The sequence below is a fragment of the Saccharibacter sp. EH611 genome (assembly GCF_009834765.1).
Taxonomy (GTDB): domain Bacteria; phylum Pseudomonadota; class Alphaproteobacteria; order Acetobacterales; family Acetobacteraceae; genus Saccharibacter.
The window spans coordinates 208,537-231,032 of the sequence record NZ_WVHP01000025.1; the positions used below are offsets into that span (position 1 = coordinate 208,537).

Here is a 22,496-nt window from a genome sequence, read left to right on the forward strand (position 1 = left end):
ATAAGACAATAAAGACATGATGCCTCTCCCCCAAACTTCTCCAACCCTCCCACGCAGACATCGGCTTATGCGCGCGCTTCACTCCGGTATTGTGCTGGCGTTAGCAGGTTATGCGTTCTTCTCTATCAGTGATGCGTGCTCTAAAGGCCTTGCCGGGCGGATTGACCCGTTTGAAGTGGCCTTTTTTGGTGGTGTTTTTGGTATTTTAATTTTGCCTTTTATCCGTCAAAAAGGCGAATCCTATAGTGTGATGTTTCGCACAGACCATCCGTGGATGTGGCTTTTGCGGGCTGTGTCGGTTTTTGCAGCTACGGCGTCCTCTGTCATGGCCTTTATGCTATTGCCGATGCCAGAAGCGCTTTCACTGATGTTCCTTATGCCCTTCTTTGTGACGATTGTTTCCGTCGTTGCGCTTAAAGAGGCGGTGAGCGTGATCACATGGGCATCAGTCGGTTTGGGGTTTTTGGGTGTGCTGATTGTGCTACGCCCTGGGGCTCATGCGCTGCATCTAGGGCATTTATGTGCTATCATTTCAGCATTGGCGAGTGCCATTAGCGTCATTGCCTATCGTTTTGCGGGTATACAGACATCACGTTTGGCATTGTTTGCGCCAAGTTTGATAGGCCCTTTAGTAGGCGATAGTATTTTGATGGCCGTACATGCTCATTTCCCACATGGTTGGGCTGAGTGGTCTCTGCTTTTTGGGTATGGCTTTCTGGCCGCTTTGGGCCAGCTTTTTATGATGTTGGCAACGGCAGTGACACCGGCAAACCGTGTAGCTTTGCCTCAATATAGCCAGATGATCTGGGTGGTGGCTTTTAGTTATCTCATCTTCCATCAACCGTTGGATGGATGGGATATTGTCGGCATTATTGTTGTGACATCCTCTGGGATGGTGAACTGGGTGTGCCAGAAAATCCGTTATGAACATATGATTTTGAGGGAATGGTGGCGACGTTACCGGTTTGGCCCGCCACCTCCTATGAATAATCCCTAATAGATTCCCCCTTTATAAACAGATCTTATGGAGGGGGATTTTATTATGACATATATTATACTCTATTATTTTTATATATTAATGTAATAAGAGGCTGTGTTGAATGAAGCAGAAAATTTACTTACTAGAGCTTCAAAGTATTATTCACTCTGTATCAGAAAATGACAGAGAGCAATATGTAAACCTTCTTGTCGAACGTATCAGAAACCCTGTTGTAACGTTTGGTTTAAGCGCCTTTTTAGGGTCTTGGGGAGCTGATCGTTTTTATATGGGGATGTGGGCCTCGGTATTGTTAAGCTCCTGACCTTTGGCGGGTTTGGTATTTGGACATTGATTGATCTCTTCTTTGTTGCTGGCACAACGAGAGAAAAGAATATTCAGCTGGCACGGGAGCTTAAAGCATCCCTTATGTGATGTGTGGTGTCGTTTTGTTGAAAATGATGCGTGACGTGTGAAAACCCCTCCATGAATAGAGCTCATGGAGGGGTTCTCATAGGCGTATCAATTCAGCTTCTTTTTTAGAAGGACGTTGATACGGTTCCCGTAACGGTAAAGCGTGGCACAGCGTAGAAGAGTGCGCCAGAGCCAGCAGCAGGGCCTGCATGACCGTTTGTGAGGGCGACTGCATGGCGGTTGAGCTGAATACCATTGGCACCGCTGCGCACTTTAGCACCTGTCAAGTTGGTAAAGTTCAACTTGAAGGTAGGGCTTTTGGCAAAGAGGAAAGCCGGGAAATGGTACCCAATGGAGAGGTTATTGGTGATGTACCCTGGCATCCGTTGGTCGCCAACCAGCGTAACGGATTGTGGGCCTGCATAATGAAGGCCAAAATTGCCGAAGAAATGGCTATCATCATAGGTGAGGCCAACGTTAGCCATCACATGAGGGGCCAGCGGTGCTTGTTTCCCTTTCGTGGGGAGGTAGCCTGCGGACTGGTACGCCACGTTTGTGTCAATCGTGGAGTGGAGATACTCCACCGACGCGTAGGGGCTGAAATGATGATACGATTTTCCGGCAATGAGGAAGTCAAACCCGCGTGAGGTTTGATTGCCTGCATTGATGGTATTGCTGACGCCACCCCCGAGATAGGTGGTCACTAAGCGGTTGGTGATGCTGTAGTTGAAGAAGGACGCATCAATCATGAAGTAGCGGTTATTGTAGCGGTAACCGAGCTCTTCTTTGATGGAATATTGGTTTTTGGGAAGCTGAGGGCCACTGGCAACGAGGTCAGACGGTGTGGGTTGGCGGAAGTCCCCCTCTGCGTTCACATAGATCTGATTATGCGCGTCAATTTTGTACCCAATGGAGAGTTGAGGCATGGGTGACGTGTCATTTTTGCCTAAATGATGCGCTGTTCCCGGGGCCGTGGTATTATACCAATAATTGGTCATAATAAATTTCAGACCCGTGATGACCGTTAGGCGATTATGCAGATAATGGGAGCTATTCTGCACAAACAACCCGTGAATCTCATAGCCAGCATCCACGGTGCTGGTATTGCGCAGCAGCTGGCCGTTCTGCTTCACAAAGGTTTGGTTGTCCCCACGGTTGGGGCTGACGGCACCGCCGGAGCTGTCTGTCGTGCTGGTGGGGAAGCCAACTTCAGAAATGTTGTTTTCATACCAATAACCCGCGGTGAAGCGGTTATGACGGTTCCAATCCACATTGAACTTGGCAATGGCCCCGGCCACGCGGTTCTGATTTTGCTGGAAATAGCTGGTCAGCTGCTGTCCTTCTGCCACTTGGGTGCCATTGCTATAATACACCGCTTGATCGCCTGTTCCAGCCAGAGAGCTGCTGGGGCCGTTGGCTGTCCACCCTTGGCCAAAGCTGAGATAAGGGGTGAGGTCAAAGGAGATTTTCGGGGTGATAACGGCATGAAGGGGGGCCGTAACAAAAAGCTGGTTCCATGAGTTGGTGCTGGCCCGCCAGTAATTATTACTTCCGCCAAGGTTAGTGTAGCGATCAGAATGGTTCCAGCCGATGCCCGTATGTTTGTTGAGCTTAAACTGCTCTTCGGTGGGATAGTTATCAATGGGCATCACTTCATTGTTCCACGAGGTGTGGATGCTGAAGGTTGAGCCATTATCCCAGTCTTTGCGTAGGCCGAAGTCGATATGCTTACGCTCGCTTGTGCCGGCGCCCATCCAGCTCCGTGCATGAGCGTGCGAGAAGGACGCGAAGGTACGAATGCCAGAATGGCCAATCTCACCACTATCAAAACGAATAAACTCGCGTGAGAGATTGTTTGTCCCGTAAGAGAAATCGACCATCCCACCGCGTTTTTTCGACGGGTCACGCTGGCTGACATTCATCACCCCAGCAGCTGCGGAGGAGGTGGGAATGTCGAGCGCAGAACTACCGGGAGTGACGGAGACATTCTCAATATTTTCGGGGTCTGTTTCCTCGTTGAGGTAATTGACATTTGTTGTCGGGGCCCCGTTGAGCATCAGGCCCATATCCGCATCGGTCAGGCCGCGAATAGCAATCGCTCCGCCTTTCATGCCCGAGGTATCAGAGGGTGTGACATTCATGCTGGGGAGCATCTGCACAAGGTCGAGCGGCGTAGAGGTTGGGCTCCGTGTGGCGATATATTCTTTTGTCACTGTTTGGACAGAGTGCGGCGCTGTCTCTTGGCGGATCATTCCACCGCCGCCATTACGGGAACGACGCGAAAACTGTACCGTAATATGTTCGGCAGAATGGCTCACCATGGCATGTGGTTTTTTATGCGGATGGTGGACGGCACTGCTATGGGGGCTGCTATTCCCATGAGCGTGAGAGGGGGCAGCTGAGGCGTGCGACACCATCATACCACCCAGTAGGCTTATTCCGAGCTGTGACAAGCGCGTCGTTTCTGAACCCATTGGCTCGTGTGTTCCCCTTATTTTGCATATCAGGTACGCGGCCTGCCTATAGCGACTCTGTCATAAAAGGGGAACATTTCATTGAACGATCAGGGCGCCCCTGTTGCCATAAAGCCACCATAATCTGATCAACAGAGCCTGAACGCGGGAGAGGATTTATGCTCATCACAGAATGATTATTGCGTGAGAAATGGCCAAAAATAAGCTCATCAGCGCTTTCGTATCATGTGTGGCATCATGGGTACGTATTTTGTGTTTATTGGGTCATCGCGGGGATGAGGGCGCGGTGTTTTGAGGGGGGTATGGGATTCTTTGAATGGAGTCTCTGGAAAGGCGGCTGTTGACGTCTGTTATGACCAGAGGGCTCTAAGTGGATTTCTCCAAGAGCGTTCCATGTGCGAGTTAAGCACTGGGTCTGACAAAATATGTATATGTTTTCAGAGCAATGGCGCTGCTATGGCGTGGCTCATCATAAGAACCACGCCCGCTGATGCGTTTACATGATGCCCGTCTTTTCCTTTATTCGTGATCGAGGTCGAGGTTCCCAAAGCGTGTGAATTCGCCTTCAAAGTAAAGCGGAATGGTGCCAGTTGGGCCGTGACGTTGTTTTTCCAAAATCAATTCCGCTTTATTGTGAACGAGCGCCATTTTACGGTGCCATTCTTCAAGAGCCGCCTGATATTTATCCGTGGACTCAAAGGCGCTGTCTTTTGGTTGGCGTTGCTGCAGGTAATATTCATCACGATAGACAAACATGACCGCATCAGCGTCCTGCTCAATAGAACCGGATTCACGCAAGTCAGACAGCATGGGGCGTTTATCATCCCGAGCTTCCACTTGGCGGGAGAGCTGAGACAGCGCGATGACAGGCACAGCGAGTTCTTTGGCGATCGCTTTGAGCCCTTGGGTAATCATGGAAATTTCCAGCACGCGGCTATCCGGGCGGGTGCCGATAGCGGGGCGCATGAGCTGGAGATAATCCACCACAACCAAGCTTAGTCCTTTGGTGCGGGCAAGGCGACGGCAGCGCGTACGCATGGCCGATAGTGAGATAGCCGGTGTATCGTCAATATGAAGCGGCATACGCTGCAATTCACGTGAGACGCGGACGAAACGGTCAAAGTCTTTCTGGTTAATGTCCCCACGACGGATGCGCTCCCCCGGGACTTCAGATTGCTCGGACAAAATACGTGTAGCCAGCTGCTCAGACGACATTTCCAGTGAGAAAATCGCGACACTACCGCGGGGTTTTTCGCCTTTATCCTCGGCTTCACGCAAGAGCGCCTGCGCTGCGGAGAAGGCGATTTTGGTCGCCAGTGCTGTTTTCCCCATCGCTGGACGACCTGCCAGAATGAGCAAGTCAGAAGGGTGAAGGCCACCCGTTTTCTTATCAAAGTCACGCAAGCCCGAGGTGAGGCCGACAATATCACCGGTGCGGTTAAAGGCTTGGGCGGCGGTATTGAGCGCTTCGGCCATGGCGTGTTCAAACGTGACAAAGCCGCCATCTTGGCCTTTATCGGTCGCTAAACGGAAGAGCGCTTCCTCAGAGGCGGAAATCTGATCCGCCCCATCGAGGTCAACACGGGCGCCATAGGCGTTATTAACGACCTCGCTGCCAATATCGATTAATTGGCGGCGGATCCAGCAATCATGAATAACGCGGCCATAATCACCCGCATTCACAATGCCGACCATCGCGTTCATGAGCTTGGCAAGATATATTGGCCCACCTGCTTCATCGAGCAGACCTGTATGTTCAAATTCGGCCCGCATGGTGACGGGGTCGGCAAGCTGGCCACGTTCAATCCGGCGAGAAATCGCCTCGTAAATTCGCCCATTAATTGGGTCTGAAAAATGCGATGGCTGAAGGAAATCGGAGACCCGCTCATACGCCTTATTATTGGTCAGAATAGCTCCCAACAGTGCTTGTTCAGCGGCTACATTGGCCGGCGGGGTGCGCTGTAGGAGAGACTCTAACGTGTTCGGTGTATCCGTACTATCGGTAGGAGAGGCAGTATTCATGAGATGGCTCAGTGTATCAGGAGGATCAGACAATAACAGCCGTCTGTAGGTCTAGCGTAGAGAGGTGCCATCCTGGGCTAACACACAGCCTGCCAGATAGAGGCTTCCACAAATGAGCACCCGGGCAGGGCCAGCGTCGGGCTGGGCATTGCGGGCCAAGTGGGAAAGGGCGTCACGCACTGTTGGGCCTCTTTGAGCGCTGACCCCTAGAGACTGTGCTGCCTCTATGATGGTGTTCACCGGCATGGCGAGATGTTGCTCGGGCTCGGCTACGGCGTGAACAGTATGGGCCAGTGGCAGAAGAGGGCGGAGGAACCCGCTGACATCCTTACTATCTTTAAGGCCGATAATAAGGTGCAGTGGTCGGTCATTTTGGGTTTTCAGAAAAGCCGCAAGTGCTTGCCCCGCTCCCGGATTATGGCCGCCATCGAGGGTGAGAGTCCAATGGGCAGGCAGGAGGGCAGCTAAGGCCCCATGCAAAGGCTGAAGGCGCGCCGGCCAATGCGCTTGGGCAATGCCCTCATAGGCGCTATCGGGCAGTGAAAGGCCAGAACGGCGTAGGGCAGCAATGGCTAAACCAGCATTCTCCGCCTGATGCGGGCCGATCAGCGCAGGGGCTGGAAGGGAGAGTGCCCCTTGCTCATCACGATAAGCGAGCCCGTCTTTGCTGAGTTGAACTGTGATGTCATCGCCCAAAAGAGAGAGTGGTGCATCGTTGTTCTGAGCGCAGAGCGATATCGCTTCCAGTGCATGTGGCTCTTGAGGGGCGACAATGACGGGAACCTCTGGCTTGATAATTCCCGCTTTTTCAAGGGCAATCTGGGCGAGGTCATCTCCAAGGAACGCCTGATGGTCGAGGCTGACGGAGGTGATGATGCAGGCCCGTGCTGTTGGAATGACATTGGTGGCATCATAGCGCCCACCGAGCCCAACTTCTAAAATGGTGAGGTCGGCAGGATAGCGTGAGAAGAGCAAAAAGCCAGCGGCTGTGAGCACCTCAAAGACCGTAATAGGTGCGCCGTCATTGATGCGCTCAATCTCTTCAAGCGTTTCAATGAGGACGTCTTCACTCACCAGCGTTCCGGCAATACGGAAACGCTCCGTGACATCCAGCAAATGCGGGCTGGTCATGACATGCACGCGCAAGCCGGCATGTTCGGCAATAGCGCGGAGATTGGCGCAGGTGCTGCCTTTGCCGTTCGTCCCTGCGACATGGATCACCGGTGGCAGCTGGCGTTCCGGATGGCCCAGACGTGCTAAAAGCTGCTCTAATCGGCCTAAAGAGAGGTCGATCAGCTTAGGATGCAGCTCCTGTAGGCGGAGCAGCACGGTGCGAGCGCGACCACGAAATTCGCTTGGGGGTGAGCCGTCATGCCGGGATGTCATGATAAGGATCCGCTTCGTGAAAGATTAGCTCTTTTTTGCTGACGCTGCTTGGAGCGTCTGAGCGGCGGCTTCTGCTGTGGCATCAGGCTCCCCCTCTTGCGGCTCTGGTGCAAGCATCGTGATGAGACGACCGAGCAACGCAGGAAGCTCCTGACGGGTCGCGATGGTATCAACCATCCCATGATCGCGCAGATATTCTGAGCGTTGGAAACCTTCGGGGAGTTCTTCACGCACGGTATCACGGATGACACGCGGGCCAGCAAAGGCGATCAGCGCGTTGGGTTCGGCAACATGGACATCCCCCAACATCGCGAACGAAGCGGAAACACCGCCCGTGGTGGGGTTGGTGAAGACCACGATATACGGCAAGCCTGCTTCACGCAGCATCTGCACCCCAATGGTTGTGCGGGGCATCTGCATGAGGCTGATCGCTCCTTCCTGCATCCGCGCCCCACCAGAGGCGGTGAAGATGATCAGCGGTGCTTTCTGCAAGATCGCAAGGCGGCAAGCGGCGAGAAAAGCGGAGCCCATGGCGCCACCCATCGTGCCGGCCATAAATTCAAACGCCATAACGGCCACAACAGCGTCACGCCCGCCAATCTTCCCATACGCGACTTGCAAGGTATCGTCTAAGCCTGATTTGTGACGGCTGGCCTTGAGACGGTCTGTATAGCGTTTGGAATCACGAAACCCGAGCGGATCGGTCGGCATATCGGGAAGGTCAATGGTGGTGTAAAGCCCATCATCAAACGTCCATTTAAGCCGTTCGTGAGCTAAGGCACGCGTATGATGGCCGCAATGAGGGCATACCTTCTTATTACGCTCTAGCTCTTTGACCAGCAGCATGCGGGTGCAAGAATCGCAATTAGTCCAGAGATTGTCTGGCACATCCCGTTGCAGCAGACTCCGCAGTTTGGGACGAACGTGATCGGTCAGCCAGCTCATAGGTCTCGTTTACTCTCCGGATGCAGTGCAAAATCAGATAGCCCTGACGACCATATGGGCGCTTTATGTAAGGCACACAAGCACAGCCAACAGCCGAAGGGGCGTTACGGTGGAGGCGGACTTTATCCGCACTATGGCGAAGATACCAGACCCCATAGAGTGCCGCCACCTTTTCTCGTGCGCAGCGTGGCGGCTGTACAACCGCTATGAGAAGGGGGACTTCAGCGGCAATGCGCTGTTTTCTTTCACTTGCTTGAGGCCGATATACGATTTCACATGGGAAACTGTCTGAAGGGCGAGCAGTTTGGTGGTGACGAAATCAGACAGCGTTTCCAGTGTTCGGGCGACGATTTTGAGCATATAATCAGCATCACCACTAACAGCATAGGCTTCTTGGATCATCGGATCAGCACTAACAAGAGTGCGGAAAGCTCCAAAGGAATCGGCGCTATGGTCTTTAATGCTGACTTGCACAAAGGCGAGAACAGGCAAACCGACAGAAGGGGCATCAATGCGTGCGGCATACCCACGGATGATCCTGTTCTCTTCCAATAAAAGGCGGCGGCGTGAGCATTGAGAGGGGGAAAGATTAACGAGCTCACTGAGCTCACGGTTGGTCAGGCGGCCGTTCTGTTGCAAAGCTGAGAGAATACGCCAATCGAAATGATCCATCATATCCATGATTATGCACAGATTGTGCATAATACGCTATATTTTGTTTATTTATGCACACAATGTGCGTCTCTTTTCAGATAGTGTGCAGAGAAGAGGGAAAAGACTATGGACGTCGCATGGTCTGATCTACCCTAGGATATTTCTTTAGGATTTCTTGTTTATGCATATGATGATTGGTGATTTTCTCGCTCGCCGTCTGACGGAAATGGGGTTGCGCCATATTTTTGGCGTCCCCGGCGACTTTAATCTTTCCTTTTTAGAACAAATCAACGCGCGGGATGATCTCGCTTTTATTGGCAACACCAATGAGCTGAACGCCTCGTATGCGGCTGACGGATATGCCCGCACGTCTGGACTTTCTGGGGTGATTACGACCTGGGGTGTGGGCGATATGAGCGCTATTGGCGGGCTGGCAGGGTCTTATGCTGAACGCTTGCCAATTGTGCATATTACAGGCCTCCCACCGCTCTATGCGGTTGAAAGCCGTGCTCTCCTTCACCATACCTTAGCAGATGGTGGGTATGGCAATATTGGCCGGTGCATGGCGGAATTTACCGTGGCTCAAACACGGCTAACCCCTGAAAATGCCGTGACTGAAATTGACCGCGTCCTTCAGGCTTGCTGGCGGGAACGTCGCCCGGTTCATATTCAGTTGCCCTCTGACATCACGCATTTAGAGATTGAGGTTCCGCAAACACCGCTCGTGTTGGCTGAGCCTACGGGAGATTCACGTCAGGTGGCGCGTGCCGTGGAGCAGATCGTCGCTAAGCTGAATGCGGCAAAAGCGCCTGTGCTGCTGATTGATGCGGAGGCTGATCGGTATGGGATTGCGGCAGAGCTCGCGGCCTTGTCAGAGAAATGCGGGATTCCCTATGCGTCACTCTTGCCCGGCAAGGCGATTTTGGATGAGACGGGGGCGTTCTATCTAGGCGGTTATGCCGGTGCGGCTAGCCTCCCTCATGTGCGTGAGGCTGTGGAAGGATCTGACTGTCTCATTGGTATTGGGGCGCGCTTTACCGATACAAGCTCGGGCTTCTTTACCGATCAAATTCCGACGGAATCCTATATCGATCTGCGTGCGCACGATCTGAGCATTGGGCGGGAACCTATTGTAGCGGCTCCGATGAAGGCGGTTGTGCAGGGGGTTCTATCGCAGGTAAAGGCGGTCTCTCGTCCAGCGCCGCACAAGCCTGCTCAAGCGCCCATAGAGGCTGCTCAGCCCGATGAAGCCCTGACACATAAAGCGTTATGGCCGCGTATTGAGCAGTTTTTCCGTCCCGATGACGTGATTATTGGTGAGGCGGGAAGCAGCCATACGGCCCTTTCTGGCCTGACCTTGCCAAAAGGCAGCACCTATATTGCGCAGCCTGTTTGGGGGGCAATTGGCTATACGCTACCGGCGCTTTTCGGCTCTCAGCTAGGGCAGATCTCACGCCGTCACCTGCTCTTCATTGGGGATGGTTCTATTCAGCTGACGGTTCAGGAGCTTTCCTCCATTCTTCGTCATAAGCTGAAACCAATCATCTTCCTGATTAACAATCAGGGTTATACAGTTGAGCGCATGATTTTGGGCGAGCACTCAGCCTATAATGACATCGCTCAGTGGCGTTATACGGAGCTTCCGGGTGTCTTTAATGCAGAAGCGACGGTGATGACGCGTGTTGTGGAGACGGCTGGTCAGCTTGAAGAAACATTGAGTGCCTTGCATGCTCATGAACATGCGGCTTTGATTGAGCTTAAACTTCCGACGCTAGATGCGCCTGAAGCGTTGAAAAAATTTGGGAAAGCTGTGGCTGATTATGACTATGGTCTCTTTGGCCCGCGCAATGCCTCTCAACGTTCTTAAGTTCTGAATAATCGTGACGAAGCCCTCTTTTCTTTCGGATTGAAGGTGAGGAGGGCTGGCTTTTTGACCCCTGACATAAAAAGTTCTGCCTACTGTGTTTCAGAAAATTGACGCTGCTCCCGGTGACCCGATCCTTTCTTTGATGGAAGATTTTAAGGCTGACCCACGGTCTGAGAAGGTTAATCTCAGCATTGGCCTTTATTATAATGGTGAAGGCTTCGTACCACAGCTCGACTGTGTGAAAGAAGCACGGCAGCTGTTGGATAAAGACAATGCGACGCCGGATCTGTACCTTCCTATGGAAGGGCTCGCTGCCTATCGCCAGCAGGTGCAGAGGCTGCTCTTTGGGGCCGATAGTGCAGGGGGTAATGATGAACGAATTGCGACCGTTCAGACGGTTGGTGGTTCGGGGGCTTTAAAAGTCGGAGCAGATTTTCTCAAACATTTCTACCCTTATGCTGAACTTTGGGTGAGCGATCCCACATGGGAAAATCACCTGTCCATCTTTGAAGGAGCAGGCTTTAGAACGCATCGCTACCCGTATTTTAATGCGGAAACAGGGTTGGTTGATCTGCCTGCGATGCTGGCCTGCTTACGGGACGTTCCAGCACAGAGCGTCGTGTTGTTGCACCCTTGTTGTCATAACCCCACCGGGGCGGATCTTACGAATACGCAGTGGGATGAGGTGATTGCTCTCCTTAAAGAGCGTCATCTCATCCCTTTCCTGGATATGGCCTATCAGGGTCTTGGCGCTGGGCTGGAGGAAGATACCTACGCCATCCGTGCGATGGAGAGAGCGGGGCTGAATTTCTTGGTGAGTAACTCTTTCTCCAAGATTTTCTCTCTTTATGGCGATCGGATTGGGGCTTTGTCCGTTGTGTGCGCTCATCGTGATGAAGCAGAGCGCGTTCTTAGCCAACTGAAACGCACGATACGGCGTAATTATTCCAGCCCTCCTGTGCGTGGTGCGCAGATTGTTACGACGATTTTGGGGGATGCACTATTGGCCCAGAAATGGCGTAACGAGGTCGAGGCCATGCGGGTACGCATTGTTGATATGCGCCAGAAACTCGTGGCTCAACTGGGGGAGCGTGTGCCCAATTATGATGCACGCTACCTCACGGCTCAACGCGGCATGTTTAGCTATACGGGTCTGTGTGGGGAGCAGGCTGATCGCCTACGCGAAGCCTACGGGATTTATATCCTCCGCAGTGGGCGTGTCTGTATGGCAGGGCTAAACGACCACACACTTTCTCGCGTTGTGGAAGCTATAGCGCAGGTTCTTACCGCTTAATCATTAAGGGAACCCGCCTTTTAAAAGCGAAAAGAGGCGGGTTCCGACTATTGATAGTGTTTTTTAAAAAAAGTCGGTGTAGGGTTAAAGGTATTCTTTTACTTCTCCTCTGAGGAAATGGTGGCATGAATGTCTCTTTGACCCTGTATAATGTGACGTTTCGTGGCGAGTTAAGAGCAACGAAGCAGGAGACCTTGCTGAATAAGCCCATTCAATCATCTGCAACACAGAAGCAAGTGCTAGATGATGCTGTGACCTATTCATTAAGTGCACAGTCACCATTTGATAAAGTGAAGTCTGTGGACGCAAATAAGGTTAAGTAAAAGCGTTCTGCGTTGTTAGCTGTTTCTATATAGGCTTGGAGATCAGGTGAGAGCGTGTCTGGATGAAGAGCGCGCCGGTAACATCTTTTCTCGTGGGCATTAATGATGGTGCGTCCCTAAAGGAACGTATCCCCAAGAGTAGGATTGCCAACGACTAAAGGCGATGCCTACACGCTAAAGAACGTTTGAAGCGTCTCTTGTAGCAGGCGCAGAAAGTCAGAGAAACAGCTTGCCTGAAATGGCCTTTCTTTTCGTTGGTCTTATGTCTTCTTGTCAGACCTATGAGAGCCGTCTGCAGGATCTCACACTATAGGGCTGTATCACGTCTTTAAACGAGCTTTCCAACGTGTATGAGCGTTTCGATATTATAGGTAACGCTGAGCAAGATGCCAGAATGGCTCGTCGTCTCGGTGCCGTTTTGCGCGTTGGCTATGATGGCAGGGGATAAGGCCAAAAGATTGTCTTTAGACGTGAAAAAGGCCATAAAAAGACCTCATGATCGTATGGCTGAAGCGGTGATGTTACATCCCAAGGAGATATGTTCCTTCTAAGTATGGTCAGCCATTGTTGATAGAGGATCACTATGGCAGAGCCATTTCCCCCTTCTAGAATGCCCATTGTTTATGCCCTTATTGTGGTGAATCTTATTGTCTATGTGGGCATGGTTGGTGCGTTCGGTCGCTTATCATTTTCGCCCCGTATGCTGTATGTGGCTGGGGCCGGGTGGTCGGAACAGCCTCTCTCGGAGGCGCCTTGGCGGCTGATAACCAGTGCGTTCATTCACGTCACCCCCGGACATATTATCAGCAATATGATCACTTTGCTTTTCTGGGGGCGGCAGACAGAATATCGCTTTGGTTCAGTGACGTTTTTGGTCATTTATCTGCTGTGTGCGCTTGGGTCTGGCGTATGCAGTCAGCTTCTGTTGACGCATGCTGTGTTTGCTGGGGCGTCTGGAGCCATTGCGGGTGTGTTGGGGCTAATGGTCATCTTGGCATTCGTGGGTGATCCCGCCATTGAGTGGTCGTATATTGGGGGCAATCTCGTCGTTAATGCTGTGTTAGCCTATATTTACCCTGTCAATTGGATTGCTCATTTGAGTGGCTTAATGTGCGGCATTATTTTGGGTGGCGTTGTGGTCTGCTTCCTCAAACGCCCTCTGTCGTGGCAGAAAATAGCACCTTCGACGGCGGTTCCCTTATCGTCTGGTGTAGAAGCGGGCCCTATGGCTCAGCGAGCCCCGCCTGTATCGTTTCTTGATGCGGATACATTGTATGAGCGGCTCCGTAAATTGGCAGAGCTTCGTGATAAAGGCATTTTGACAGAAGAAGAATTTGTCCAACAAAAGACGCGTTTGCTCAATCAATAAAGTGTTTATGAGTGCGGCGGCGTTTGGGCGTGGTCTAAGGCTGAGAGAATAGGGCAGTCTGCTCGCTCTTCATTGGTGGCGCAGTCATCCACGAGTGCTTGCAAGGTTGTCAGCATGCTCTCCAGAGCTGTCATTTGGTCACGTAATTGCGCAATATGCGCGTTAGCAACATGACGCACATGCGCATTATCACGCTTCTTCTGCCATAGTTCAAGGAGAGAGCGGATATGCGGCACCGAAAAGCCGAGGGCTCGGGCATGGCGAATAAAGCGTAACTGTTGTAGGTCAGTCTCACGGTAAGAGCGGTAGCCGGACTCTGTGCGGTGCGTCGGTGCAATCAGGCCAATCTCTTCATAATAACGGATCATCTTGATCGATACACCTGTTTCACGTGAAGCGGCTCCGATGTGCATGGTCATATGAGTCCTTACCGACGTGGAATGGAGATGGCAGAGCTTGAGGGACGCCTATTTTGAAGGAAAGGCGTCCCTTTGCAGCTTTTATGTGACGTTTTTATCTGCTGCGAAAGGTGGGGTGAAACGACGCAGGCGGAGCGTGTTACTCAGCACACACACGCTGGAGAGGGCCATCGCACCGGCAGCAAACATGGGGGAAAGTAAAATGCCCCAGAATGGATAGAGAACCCCTGCCGCAATGGGAACGAGGACGATGTTATAGGCAAAGGCCCAAAAGAGATTTTCGGTAATAATACGCAGCGTGGCACGTGAGAGGGCGATGGCCTGCACAACGGTGGTGAGCTGCCCATTCACCAAGACGACATCGGCAGAATCCATTGCGATATCCGTGCCATGCCCGACGGCAATGCCGACATCAGCTTGAGCAAGGGCGGGGGCATCGTTAATCCCATCACCGGCAAAGGTGACGGATTGTCCTTTCTGTTGGAATGTCTTGATGGCGTCCACTTTCCCACGTGGCAAGACATTGGCGACGATGTTCGTAATCCCGAGCTGCCGACCAATGGCTTCAGCGGTCGTGCGTTGGTCTCCGGTAATCATTACGACTGTAAGACCATGAGCTTGGAGGGCCGCAACTGTGTCTTTGCTATTGCTTTTTAAGGGATCAGACACGGCCAATAGAGCAGTGAATGCGCCATCAAGGGCAACATAAAGGGGTGTTTTCCCTTGTTGCGCAAGGGTGATGGCGGCTTCGTGGACAGGGGAGAGATCCACAGAGAGCGTGTCCATAAAATGAGCGGAGCCGATCTGAACGCGCGTACCGTTGCAGATGCCCTGCACGCCCATACCGGTGATGGCCTCAAAGCCTGTCACATCTGGCAGGGTGTGTGTGTCGTTTGGTGAGGCCGCCTTTGTTAAGGCTGTCGCGAGTGGATGTTCGGAGCGTGATTCAACAGCAGCCACGGCACGTAAAACCATAGAACGGTCAATTCCCGGTGCGAGATGGATGTCCGTCAGTGTCGGTTTGCCTTCCGTTAAGGTGCCGGTTTTATCAAAAGCGACAACATTGCTGTCTCGCAAGCGTTGGAGCGCGTCACCTTTGCGGAAGAGGATGCCAAGTTCAGCCCCTTTGCCCGTGCCGACCATAATGGCGGTTGGTGTGGCCAAGCCCATTGCACAGGGGCACGCGGCGATCAGCACGGCAACAGCATTTACCAAAGCGAAGGACAGGGCAGGGGCGGGGCCAAAGGCAAGCCAGCTCAGAAAGGTCAGTACAGAGAGCGCCATAATGGCGGGCACGAACCAGCGCGTTATGGCATTGACGCGGGATTGAATGGGAAGTTTGCTGCCCTGAGCATTTTCCACCATTGTGATGATATGTGAGAGCATCGTATCACCACCAGTAGCGGTGGTGCGGAAGCGGAAGGCGCCGTTTTGGTTGACTGTCCCTCCGATCACGACATCCCCTGTTTTCTTGGCTGCAGCCATAGGTTCGCCGGTGATCATAGCTTCATCAATCCAGCTCTCTCCTTCTGTGATGATCCCATCTACCGGCAAACGCTCACCGGGGCGGATGTCGATCACATCGCCAAGGGCAATCTGGTCAATGGGTTCATCATGAAGGGTTCCCTCGCGCAGCACGCGGGCTGTGCGTGGCTGAAGGGAGGTGAGAGCACGAAGAGCTGCTGACGTTCGTCCTTTAGCGCGAGCTTCGAGAAAGCGCCCAAGCAAGACAAGGGTGATGATTCCCGCTGCTGCTTCATAATAAAGTTGAGCCGTCCCATGAGGGAGGAGGAACGGTGCGAATGTGGAACAGACAGAATAGAGATAAGCAGCCCCGCTCCCAACAGCAACAAGGGAGTTCATCTCAGGGGCACGGCGCCAGAGAGCGGGGAGGCCATGGAGAAAAAAGCGGCGCCCGGGCCCGATAAGAAGAGCCGTCGTCAGGAGGGCTTGCACCACGGCATCAGGGCAGGAGCCGAGCGTTGAGCGTGCCCAAGGAAGCATTTCCAGCAGGGCAATCGCCACCCAGAGGAGAGCCGCGCTGTAAACATCACGCAGTAAGCGGCGGCGTTCTTGGGCTTGCTGGGCATCACGGTCTTCTGGTGACGTTGTAGCCTTACGGAGCTCGTGGGCGGTAAAGCCTGTGGCTGTGATGGCTTTAATGAGGGTTTCTTGTGTGGCAATTCCGGTGATGGTCGCACGTTCGGTTGCGAGATTAACGGTGACTTCCAACACGTCTGGGCGTTTTTGTAAAACGCGTTCAATGCGTGCGCTGCATGACGCACAGCTCATCCCACCGATGGCGAGCTCAATCGTTTGAGAGGGCACGTCAAACCCTGCTTTCCTTACGGCGTCGATGAGAAGTGGGAGGCTGAGTGGTTGGATGCTGTCGAGATAGGCGTTTTCGGTTGTGAGATTGACGGTAACGGCGGTGACGTTTGGTTGCTTGTGCAAGACACGCTCAAGGCGAGCGGCACAAGAAGCGCAGCTCATGCCGGCTATGGGAAGCTGAGTATGGATCACAGAGGCCGCCATGACATGTCTCCTGCGTGAGAGAAGAGAGAGTGTGTGCCCTTTGAGATAAGGTCTCCCATCATGGGAGGGTCAAGTGTTTTATGCTGATGCAAAGAAATGCATCATAGTGCAGGAAATATTACTGAGTGGGTAGGATTAGGTAAGGTGTTTGAAGGAGCTTTCTTAGGATTTTGAATTACTCAAAAAAGCGCTTAAGAAAGATTTCTCTTTATGGTTGAAAATGCTTGCTATGACCAGACAATTCGAATAGGTGTGTTGTCGAAAATATGACGGAATGATCCTGATTGATGCATTCTGGAAGGGAGTATTCTTGATTATGGGGAACTGCTTGTTGTTTTTATCATTCGTTAGTAATCGAGTTATGCGTGTCTGATATGGCAGATTCAGTTGCCCTTATCCCGTTTTACCGCAAGCGACTTTTTTGGCTTGTTTGTGGGATTCCTACTCTTGTAAGTTCGTTTTATCTCTTTATATGGGCGACGCCTAGGTATAAGAGTGAAGCGATATTGCATGTTTATGAGGCGGGTCAAGATTCATCTTCTGCGGGGGGGGGAGAGATGGCGGCAATGGGCGGCGGGTCTTCAGCGTCGCCGGGAGCTTATGTTTTCAAGAGTTTTGTTACGAGTTGGAATGCCTTTAACTCTCTAGACCCACGGTATATGAAAAAAAACTGGTCCCAGGGTGACGTGTGGACGCGGTTTGGTGGTGTGCCTACCTTTTTCTCTTATAATCCAATGTGGCTGTGGTCGTATTACCGCTCCCATGTGATTGTTACTATAGATGATACTTCTGGATTGATTAATCTAAGCGTAGAAGGTTATGATGCTCAATTCTCACATGATCTAGCAGAGCGTGTTATTGAGCTAGGGAGGTTGGAGTTGGCACAGTCAGGAATTAAGGCTGACCGTGCCGAACGAGAGATGTTGTTAAGGCGTTTGAATGCTGATAGAAATCAACTAGCTATTGATCTGGAAAGTATTCAAGAACTTCAAAAACACGTTGGTATTTCTGATCTTAAGTCTGAATACGCATCGTTAAATATGAATTTATCGAACTTTCAAAAGGAGCGTTTCACTGTTAACACTAAAGCGGCCGCAGCTGCTTATTTGGCTCAACGTAACCAGCAAATGGCGACTTTAAGAGCCCAGCTTGCTGCTATTGATAGTGAAATTTCTTCTCAACGCAAAGAGGTTCGTAGTAAGTCCAAGATTTATGAAGCGTTCAGTAAATTGCAGCAGGCTGTTTCTGAAGATAGTCAGGTGATTATGTTAGATCAGACGAGCCTATTGGAAAGCGAGCAAAACTCAGTGCGTCATGCATATTATATGGACTGTGTTGAATCTCCAGTTTTGCCCACTGATCCGACTTTGCCGAAAGCTTTGGTCTGGTCATTTTTTGTCTTGGTTTTATCTTTTGTTGTTTATTTTATTGTCAAGTAAACGTTTTTGTCGGAGACAAACGAAGTATGCTAAAAATGACTTCTTCATCCCTCCGGAGTCTCACTGCCATTGCGACTTCGTCTTGTCTTGTTGCGTTGAGTGGGTGCGCCTTCATGCCTTCCTCTGGGCCGCATGCGAGTAATATTATTGAGCAGGCGAAGCAGAAACATTGTCCACCGCTGATAGATGTTTCTTCGAGGGAAGCCCTGTCAATTGCCGATAGGATTAAGAGGAACCATCTTACTAAAGAAAATTCCTTACTTTCTTCTTTGATGTCTCCGGTTCATGTGGAGAGTAAAATAGGAGCAGGAGATCAGCTCAGGATTACGATCTGGTCTCAAGGAGGAGGTGACGCTGGTTCAAGCTCTGCGACAGGGGATGTTGCCCTACAACCTAGCTCTCATAAAATGGGTGTTTTCTCTGTAGATTATGCTGGAAATATTGATCTCCCTTATGCTGGGTGGGTACATGTAGGTCATTTATCTCCTCGAGAAGCAGAGAGTGCAGTTAAAAAAAGGCTGGATGCAACGAATCTATTTGAGAGCGTGGAAGTTAATATTCAACCAGAAGTAAGTCATTATCAGAATATTATTGTCTTAGGAGCTGTCCAAAAACCAACCATTTTGAGTTGGAACAGCGGTGGGATAGATCTCGTTGAATCTATGGCTCAAGCGGGTGGTTATCAAGTTGGGACACCATTACAGGGCGCTGATATAGGTATTAATATTACCTTGTCGCGTAAAGAAAAAACGTATGATATTCCCCTTCGTCTGGCTTTAAGTCACTCAATTCCCTTACAGCCTGGAGATCGCGTTATAGTTCAGCATCGTCCTAGCGTGCGTGTGTATGCTTTGGGTTCAGGGTGGACACGACCATCAATGGTACCATTTGATCAGGTTCCTACGCTTTCTCAGGTTATGGCCTCCGCTCAAGGGTTGAACTATAATACAGCGCAAGGACGAGCCATTTTTGTTTTAAAGTCTGATCATTCTATTATCTACCGCGTGAATTTTGATACTGCCGATGGTATGGAGGTAGCACAGGTGTTGCCGATTGAGGACGGTGATATGGTTTACGTTCCAGTCAGTCGTTCGACGACTCTTCAGCAGATCATGAATATGATGATGGTCGTTGCCGGACAAGGTATGTCAGGAGCATCAATACGATGATTTTAAAGAACATTGCGCAAGAGGTTCTTTCTGAAGAAGCGGAATGCTGCTCCTATGAGAGCTGGGAAAGCTTAAAGAAAGATATTTTGGCAAAAGTGGAATATTCTCCTTTGCCGCCTGTGAATTATAAAAGATTTGCACCTGTTGATAATAAGATAGAGCGTTATAGAGATGTTGTGATGAAATTTCTTCTATTTTGAAAAGAGGCCCTGTAAAAGGGCCTCTTTATTGAAGATATAAAAGAAGAAAATTTCTCACTGCACCTTGGGGTGGTTTTCGAATGGGTCTGTCTCCAGAAAAAAATTCTATGAATTGGGAAAAAGCAAGTGAGAAGCGACTTCTGATTGTTCGTTTTCTAGCATTTTGCTTATCGAGCTTTCTTTTCTCGGTTTCTATCATTGCAATGGTTCTTTACCATGTGTCCTTGTGGATTGCGATGCCTTTCATTCTTGCATCTACAGCATTAGGACTTCTGGGGACTACGACATTTTTATCTATGTTTGTTGGTCTTTGGTCGGCACTACGTCCTCTTGAAAAAGACATTTATCATCCTTTTCATACAGCTAAGCCGTTAAAGGAGGACACACGTATCGCGATTCTAATGCCAATTTATCATGAAGATGCTCGCCGAGTAGCTGGAGCATTAAGTGCAATGATTGAGGATTTAAAGCGATATGATGACTACAAAAAGTTTCATTTCTTTATTTTGTCAGATAGTCGTAAAGAAGATCTTATTGCACAAGAGATCGCAGTAACGCAGATTATGCGTGACAGATATAAAGATATTTCTATATTTTACAGGCAAAGAATAATGAATTCCTATGCAAAGATGGGGAATACATCTGATTTCTTTAAAAGGTGGGGGAAGAATTATAATTTTGTTGTTATGCTTGATGCTGACAGCATTGTTCCCGCAAACACGATCATGAAAATGGCTCAATCTATGGAGGGGAATTCACGGATCGGCCTAATACAAGCTGTTTGTTATGGCATTAATGGAGAAACACTTTTTTCTAGATGGAGAAGTTTTTTAAGTAATATATCTGCTTCTGTGTTTCTCCATGGACAGTATTTTTTTAAACTAGGTCGTGGGAATTACTTTGGTCATAATGCCATAATAAGGGTTGATGCTTTTATGAAGTATTGCAATCTGCCCGATTTTAGGAGAAAGGGTCCTTTTAGTGCTGGGAAGCCTCTTTCACATGATTTTGTAGAAGTGATGTTTTTAGAGGGTGCCGGTTATGATAGTTGGTTATTGCCTCAGCTTGATAGCTATGAGGATCAAGTTCCAACATTAATTGATGCCTTGAAGCGAGAGGCTCGTTGGATGAATGGAGCTCTAGCATGGTTACGTCTTTTTATGATGAAGCGTTTTTCAAAATTTGGAAGAATGCAGCTTTTTGTTTCTGCAATGAGTTATTTTAACGTTGTTACTGGGCTTATATTCTTTTTAATCGGGTTGTATGGAACTAGTTACATACTATCTCACCCTTTAAAATCAATGATTATTCTAAAAAAATTCCATACTATTTTTGTTATTTCATTTGTTTATATTGTCATAGGTATGTTAGCACCTTTTTGTTTGTATGCACTATATTTTTACAAAATGAAAAAAATGAAGCATTTTGGTGGATTTATGAAATTTGCATGGTCGTATGCTTTGGCTATTTGTTTGCAGTTAATAATAGCTCCTCTAGAAATGATGCAGCTTGTAAAGATATTATTTTTCTGGGCTAAAGGGAAGAAACTCGTGTGGAGCGAACAAAATCGTTCTGCGAGGGTTGTCCCTTGGAAAGAAGCTATTGATTATTTTCTGTGGGTTAGTGTATTCGGCGCTCTAGTCTTGTACTACTTTTTATTTTTTATTCTTTCAAAAGATACACCAAAAGTAGACAAAATGTTACACTTTAAGGGGTTTGTTGTTTATTTTTGGTTTCTTCTACCATTGCTTGGATTGTGTTTAGCTCCTTTTTGGGTACGAGTTACAAGTCGTGAATATAAATGGATGAAACAGCTTTATTGGTTTGCTGAACCTTCAGAGACAGCATTACCAACCGTTGTTGGGAGAACGCATGAGTTAACAAGTGAATATGAAAGAAAGGTGCCGGAAAATTTCTCATTCGAAGATATATTAGTAAAGCCATGGTTTTCATTGCGTTATATGGCAACTATTCCGTCACGACCACACAAAACTAAATTTTGGTCTGAACATTTTGAAGGGAAAAAAATAAAAGATCTGAATCGTTTAGAAAAGCTTTTGATTAGTAGAAATCGTGATTTATGGGAAATTTTCTTTAGAAAACATCATGGCATTTGATTCTTCATACAGTATCTTTATCTGAGTAGAGGACACCATATTTTTTCGTATTTTGATATGGTGTCCTTTGATTTCATCTGTTCTTGGTAGCTTGCGATAAAGACAATATTTTCTCCAAAGCCGTTGGCACACTCGCCTCGGTCGCTTTGCCGTCATCAAAGGTTGCAGCCATGGCTTTGATGATGGCTGAGGCGACAACGGCGCCGTCGGTGATGCGGGAGGCCGTGCGTGCTTGTTCAGGGGTGCGGATTCCAAAACCGGCAACAACGGGAATGTCCGTTGCACGGCGCAGGCGGGTCATGGCTTGGGTGAGTTGGTCTTCTGTTGCCGTATTTGTGCCGGTAATTCCCGTGATGCTGACGTAATACACAAAACCAGAGGCCTCAGCGAGGATCGCCTTGAGGCGTTCATCAGGCGTGGTCGGAGCGGCGAGTGTGATGAGATCCAGCGCGTTTGCTTTGATATGAGGGCGGATAATGCCGGCCTCTTCGGGGGGGAGATCAACGACGATCAACCCATCGACACCCGAGCGTGCAGCCTCTTGGCAGAAGCGTTCCACGCCATAATGATCAATCGGGTTGAAATAGCCCATGAGCACAATGGGTGTGTGGTCATTAGTGCGGCGGAACTCTGCGACCATCTCCAGAACACCCGTTAGGGTTGCGCCCGCCTTGAGGCCTCGTTGGGCGGCGAGCTGGATGGTGGGGCCATCGGCTGATGGATCAGAGAACGGTACGCCAACTTCGATAATATCAGCGCCGGCCTTTGGCATGGCATTTAGCAGCTTTTGGGATGTATCACGATCTGGGTCAAATGCTTCAAGATACGGGATCAGTGCGCCGCGCCCTTCCGCTTTGATGGCGTCAAAACAGGCTTTGATACGACTCATGGGA

Annotated in this window: 19 protein-coding genes; 10 read left to right on the forward strand and 9 right to left on the reverse strand. The window is 50.0% G+C overall.

The window, feature by feature from the left end; translation table 11 throughout:
* Nucleotides 1-67: 67 nt before the first annotated feature.
* Together GS535_RS10570 and GS535_RS11070 are read left to right on the forward strand one after the other, a co-directional pair.
* Complete coding sequence (locus GS535_RS10570; RefSeq protein ID WP_160792887.1) at nucleotides 68-997, forward strand: DMT family transporter; 930 nt, start codon at nucleotides 68-70, stop codon at nucleotides 995-997.
* A 103-nt stretch (nucleotides 998-1,100) separates the two neighbouring features.
* Nucleotides 1,101-1,301, forward strand: a complete 201-nt coding sequence (locus GS535_RS11070) for an NINE protein (RefSeq protein WP_202401660.1) — start codon at nucleotides 1,101-1,103, stop codon at nucleotides 1,299-1,301.
* Nucleotides 1,302-1,515: 214 nt separating this feature from the next.
* On the opposite strand, the gene GS535_RS10580 is transcribed toward GS535_RS11070, so the two are convergent.
* From GS535_RS10580 to GS535_RS10600, 5 genes are all read right to left on the reverse strand, one after another.
* Nucleotides 1,516-3,864: a TonB-dependent receptor gene (locus GS535_RS10580; RefSeq protein WP_160792698.1), complete on the reverse strand. Its 2,349-nt coding sequence runs from the start codon at nucleotides 3,862-3,864 to the stop codon at nucleotides 1,516-1,518.
* 519 nt (nucleotides 3,865-4,383) lie between these two features.
* Nucleotides 4,384-5,886 carry a replicative DNA helicase gene (locus tag GS535_RS10585; RefSeq protein ID WP_160792697.1) on the reverse strand — a complete coding sequence of 501 codons (1,503 nt, stop codon included), beginning with the start codon at nucleotides 5,884-5,886 and terminating at the stop codon, nucleotides 4,384-4,386.
* Between the two features lie 51 nt (nucleotides 5,887-5,937).
* On the reverse strand, nucleotides 5,938-7,272 hold the full coding sequence (locus GS535_RS10590; RefSeq protein WP_160792696.1) for a folylpolyglutamate synthase/dihydrofolate synthase family protein: 1,335 nt from the start codon (nucleotides 7,270-7,272) through the stop codon (nucleotides 5,938-5,940).
* A 24-nt stretch (nucleotides 7,273-7,296) separates the two neighbouring features.
* Entirely contained in the window at nucleotides 7,297-8,217 is a 921-nt protein-coding gene (gene accD / locus GS535_RS10595; RefSeq protein WP_160792695.1) for an acetyl-CoA carboxylase, carboxyltransferase subunit beta, read from the reverse strand.
* A gap of 204 nt (nucleotides 8,218-8,421) precedes the next feature.
* On the reverse strand, nucleotides 8,422-8,892 hold the full coding sequence (locus GS535_RS10600; RefSeq protein ID WP_160792694.1) for an Lrp/AsnC family transcriptional regulator: 471 nt from the start codon (nucleotides 8,890-8,892) through the stop codon (nucleotides 8,422-8,424).
* Between the two features lie 160 nt (nucleotides 8,893-9,052).
* On the opposite strand from GS535_RS10600, the gene GS535_RS10605 reads away from it, so the two are divergent.
* From GS535_RS10605 to GS535_RS10615, 3 genes are all read left to right on the forward strand, one after another.
* Entirely contained in the window at nucleotides 9,053-10,738 is a 1,686-nt protein-coding gene (locus GS535_RS10605; protein WP_160792693.1) for an alpha-keto acid decarboxylase family protein, read from the forward strand.
* Nucleotides 10,739-10,832: 94 nt separating this feature from the next.
* Nucleotides 10,833-12,032, forward strand: coding sequence for an amino acid aminotransferase (locus GS535_RS10610; protein WP_160792692.1), 1,200 nt, complete (start codon nucleotides 10,833-10,835; stop codon nucleotides 12,030-12,032).
* A gap of 125 nt (nucleotides 12,033-12,157) precedes the next feature.
* Nucleotides 12,158-12,355, forward strand: a complete 198-nt coding sequence (locus GS535_RS10615) for a hypothetical protein (protein WP_160792691.1) — start codon at nucleotides 12,158-12,160, stop codon at nucleotides 12,353-12,355.
* Between the two features lie 328 nt (nucleotides 12,356-12,683).
* Here the strand turns inward: GS535_RS10615 and GS535_RS10620 are convergent, their stop codons facing one another.
* Complete coding sequence (locus tag GS535_RS10620; RefSeq protein ID WP_160792690.1) at nucleotides 12,684-12,839, reverse strand: hypothetical protein; 156 nt, start codon at nucleotides 12,837-12,839, stop codon at nucleotides 12,684-12,686.
* 99 nt (nucleotides 12,840-12,938) lie between these two features.
* Between GS535_RS10620 and GS535_RS10625 the strand changes: the two genes are divergently transcribed.
* The gene (locus tag GS535_RS10625) at nucleotides 12,939-13,724 is read left to right on the forward strand and encodes a rhomboid family intramembrane serine protease (protein ID WP_160792886.1); all 786 of its coding nucleotides are present in this window, start codon (nucleotides 12,939-12,941) and stop codon (nucleotides 13,722-13,724) included.
* A 5-nt stretch (nucleotides 13,725-13,729) separates the two neighbouring features.
* Here the strand turns inward: GS535_RS10625 and GS535_RS10630 are convergent, their stop codons facing one another.
* Together GS535_RS10630 and GS535_RS10635 are read right to left on the reverse strand one after the other, a co-directional pair.
* Complete coding sequence (locus GS535_RS10630; RefSeq protein WP_237442281.1) at nucleotides 13,730-14,143, reverse strand: MerR family transcriptional regulator; 414 nt, start codon at nucleotides 14,141-14,143, stop codon at nucleotides 13,730-13,732.
* Nucleotides 14,144-14,224: 81 nt separating this feature from the next.
* Nucleotides 14,225-16,678 (reverse strand): heavy metal translocating P-type ATPase, encoded by a 2,454-nt coding sequence (locus tag GS535_RS10635; RefSeq protein ID WP_160792689.1) that lies wholly within the window; start codon nucleotides 16,676-16,678, stop codon nucleotides 14,225-14,227.
* A gap of 374 nt (nucleotides 16,679-17,052) precedes the next feature.
* On the opposite strand from GS535_RS10635, the gene GS535_RS10640 reads away from it, so the two are divergent.
* From GS535_RS10640 to mdoH, 4 genes are all read left to right on the forward strand, one after another.
* Nucleotides 17,053-18,117 carry a hypothetical protein gene (locus GS535_RS10640; RefSeq protein ID WP_160799206.1) on the forward strand — a complete coding sequence of 355 codons (1,065 nt, stop codon included), beginning with the start codon at nucleotides 17,053-17,055 and terminating at the stop codon, nucleotides 18,115-18,117.
* Between the two features lie 35 nt (nucleotides 18,118-18,152).
* Nucleotides 18,153-19,286 (forward strand): polysaccharide biosynthesis/export family protein, encoded by a 1,134-nt coding sequence (locus GS535_RS10645; RefSeq protein ID WP_160792687.1) that lies wholly within the window; start codon nucleotides 18,153-18,155, stop codon nucleotides 19,284-19,286.
* A complete protein-coding gene (locus tag GS535_RS10650) occupies nucleotides 19,283-19,486 on the forward strand; it encodes a hypothetical protein (RefSeq protein ID WP_160792686.1) in 204 nt (67 codons plus the stop codon). The genes GS535_RS10645 and GS535_RS10650 overlap by 4 nt, the downstream gene beginning before the upstream one ends.
* Before the next feature lie 80 nt (nucleotides 19,487-19,566).
* A complete protein-coding gene (mdoH, locus tag GS535_RS10655; protein WP_160792685.1) occupies nucleotides 19,567-21,603 on the forward strand; it encodes a glucans biosynthesis glucosyltransferase MdoH in 2,037 nt (678 codons plus the stop codon).
* A 73-nt stretch (nucleotides 21,604-21,676) separates the two neighbouring features.
* On the opposite strand, the gene trpA is transcribed toward mdoH, so the two are convergent.
* The gene (gene trpA, locus GS535_RS10660; RefSeq protein ID WP_160792684.1) at nucleotides 21,677-22,492 is read right to left on the reverse strand and encodes a tryptophan synthase subunit alpha; all 816 of its coding nucleotides are present in this window, start codon (nucleotides 22,490-22,492) and stop codon (nucleotides 21,677-21,679) included.
* Nucleotides 22,493-22,496: the final 4 nt, after the last annotated feature.

What these genes read in the sequence shown, in the direction of transcription:
- GS535_RS10570 (WP_160792887.1), top strand. Translation starts at nt 68, where the DNA reads ATGCGCGCGCTTCACTCCGGTATTGTGCTGGCGTTAGCAGGTTATGCG.
- GS535_RS11070 (WP_202401660.1), top strand. Translation starts at nt 1,101, where the DNA reads ATGAAGCAGAAAATTTACTTACTAGAGCTTCAAAGTATTATTCACTCT.
- GS535_RS10580 (WP_160792698.1), bottom strand. Translation starts at nt 3,864, where the DNA reads ATGGGTTCAGAAACGACGCGCTTGTCACAGCTCGGAATAAGCCTACTG.
- GS535_RS10585 (WP_160792697.1), bottom strand. Translation starts at nt 5,886, where the DNA reads ATGAATACTGCCTCTCCTACCGATAGTACGGATACACCGAACACGTTA.
- GS535_RS10590 (WP_160792696.1), bottom strand. Translation starts at nt 7,272, where the DNA reads ATGACATCCCGGCATGACGGCTCACCCCCAAGCGAATTTCGTGGTCGC.
- accD (WP_160792695.1), bottom strand. Translation starts at nt 8,217, where the DNA reads ATGAGCTGGCTGACCGATCACGTTCGTCCCAAACTGCGGAGTCTGCTG.
- GS535_RS10600 (WP_160792694.1), bottom strand. Translation starts at nt 8,892, where the DNA reads ATGATGGATCATTTCGATTGGCGTATTCTCTCAGCTTTGCAACAGAAC.
- GS535_RS10605 (WP_160792693.1), top strand. Translation starts at nt 9,053, where the DNA reads ATGCATATGATGATTGGTGATTTTCTCGCTCGCCGTCTGACGGAAATG.
- GS535_RS10615 (WP_160792691.1), top strand. Translation starts at nt 12,158, where the DNA reads ATGAATGTCTCTTTGACCCTGTATAATGTGACGTTTCGTGGCGAGTTA.
- GS535_RS10620 (WP_160792690.1), bottom strand. Translation starts at nt 12,839, where the DNA reads ATGGCCTTTTTCACGTCTAAAGACAATCTTTTGGCCTTATCCCCTGCC.
- GS535_RS10625 (WP_160792886.1), top strand. Translation starts at nt 12,939, where the DNA reads ATGGCAGAGCCATTTCCCCCTTCTAGAATGCCCATTGTTTATGCCCTT.
- GS535_RS10630 (WP_237442281.1), bottom strand. Translation starts at nt 14,143, where the DNA reads ATGACCATGCACATCGGAGCCGCTTCACGTGAAACAGGTGTATCGATC.
- GS535_RS10635 (WP_160792689.1), bottom strand. Translation starts at nt 16,678, where the DNA reads ATGGCGGCCTCTGTGATCCATACTCAGCTTCCCATAGCCGGCATGAGC.
- GS535_RS10640 (WP_160799206.1), top strand. Translation starts at nt 17,053, where the DNA reads ATGGCAGATTCAGTTGCCCTTATCCCGTTTTACCGCAAGCGACTTTTT.
- GS535_RS10645 (WP_160792687.1), top strand. Translation starts at nt 18,153, where the DNA reads ATGACTTCTTCATCCCTCCGGAGTCTCACTGCCATTGCGACTTCGTCT.
- GS535_RS10650 (WP_160792686.1), top strand. Translation starts at nt 19,283, where the DNA reads ATGATTTTAAAGAACATTGCGCAAGAGGTTCTTTCTGAAGAAGCGGAA.
- mdoH (WP_160792685.1), top strand. Translation starts at nt 19,567, where the DNA reads ATGGGTCTGTCTCCAGAAAAAAATTCTATGAATTGGGAAAAAGCAAGT.
- trpA (WP_160792684.1), bottom strand. Translation starts at nt 22,492, where the DNA reads ATGAGTCGTATCAAAGCCTGTTTTGACGCCATCAAAGCGGAAGGGCGC.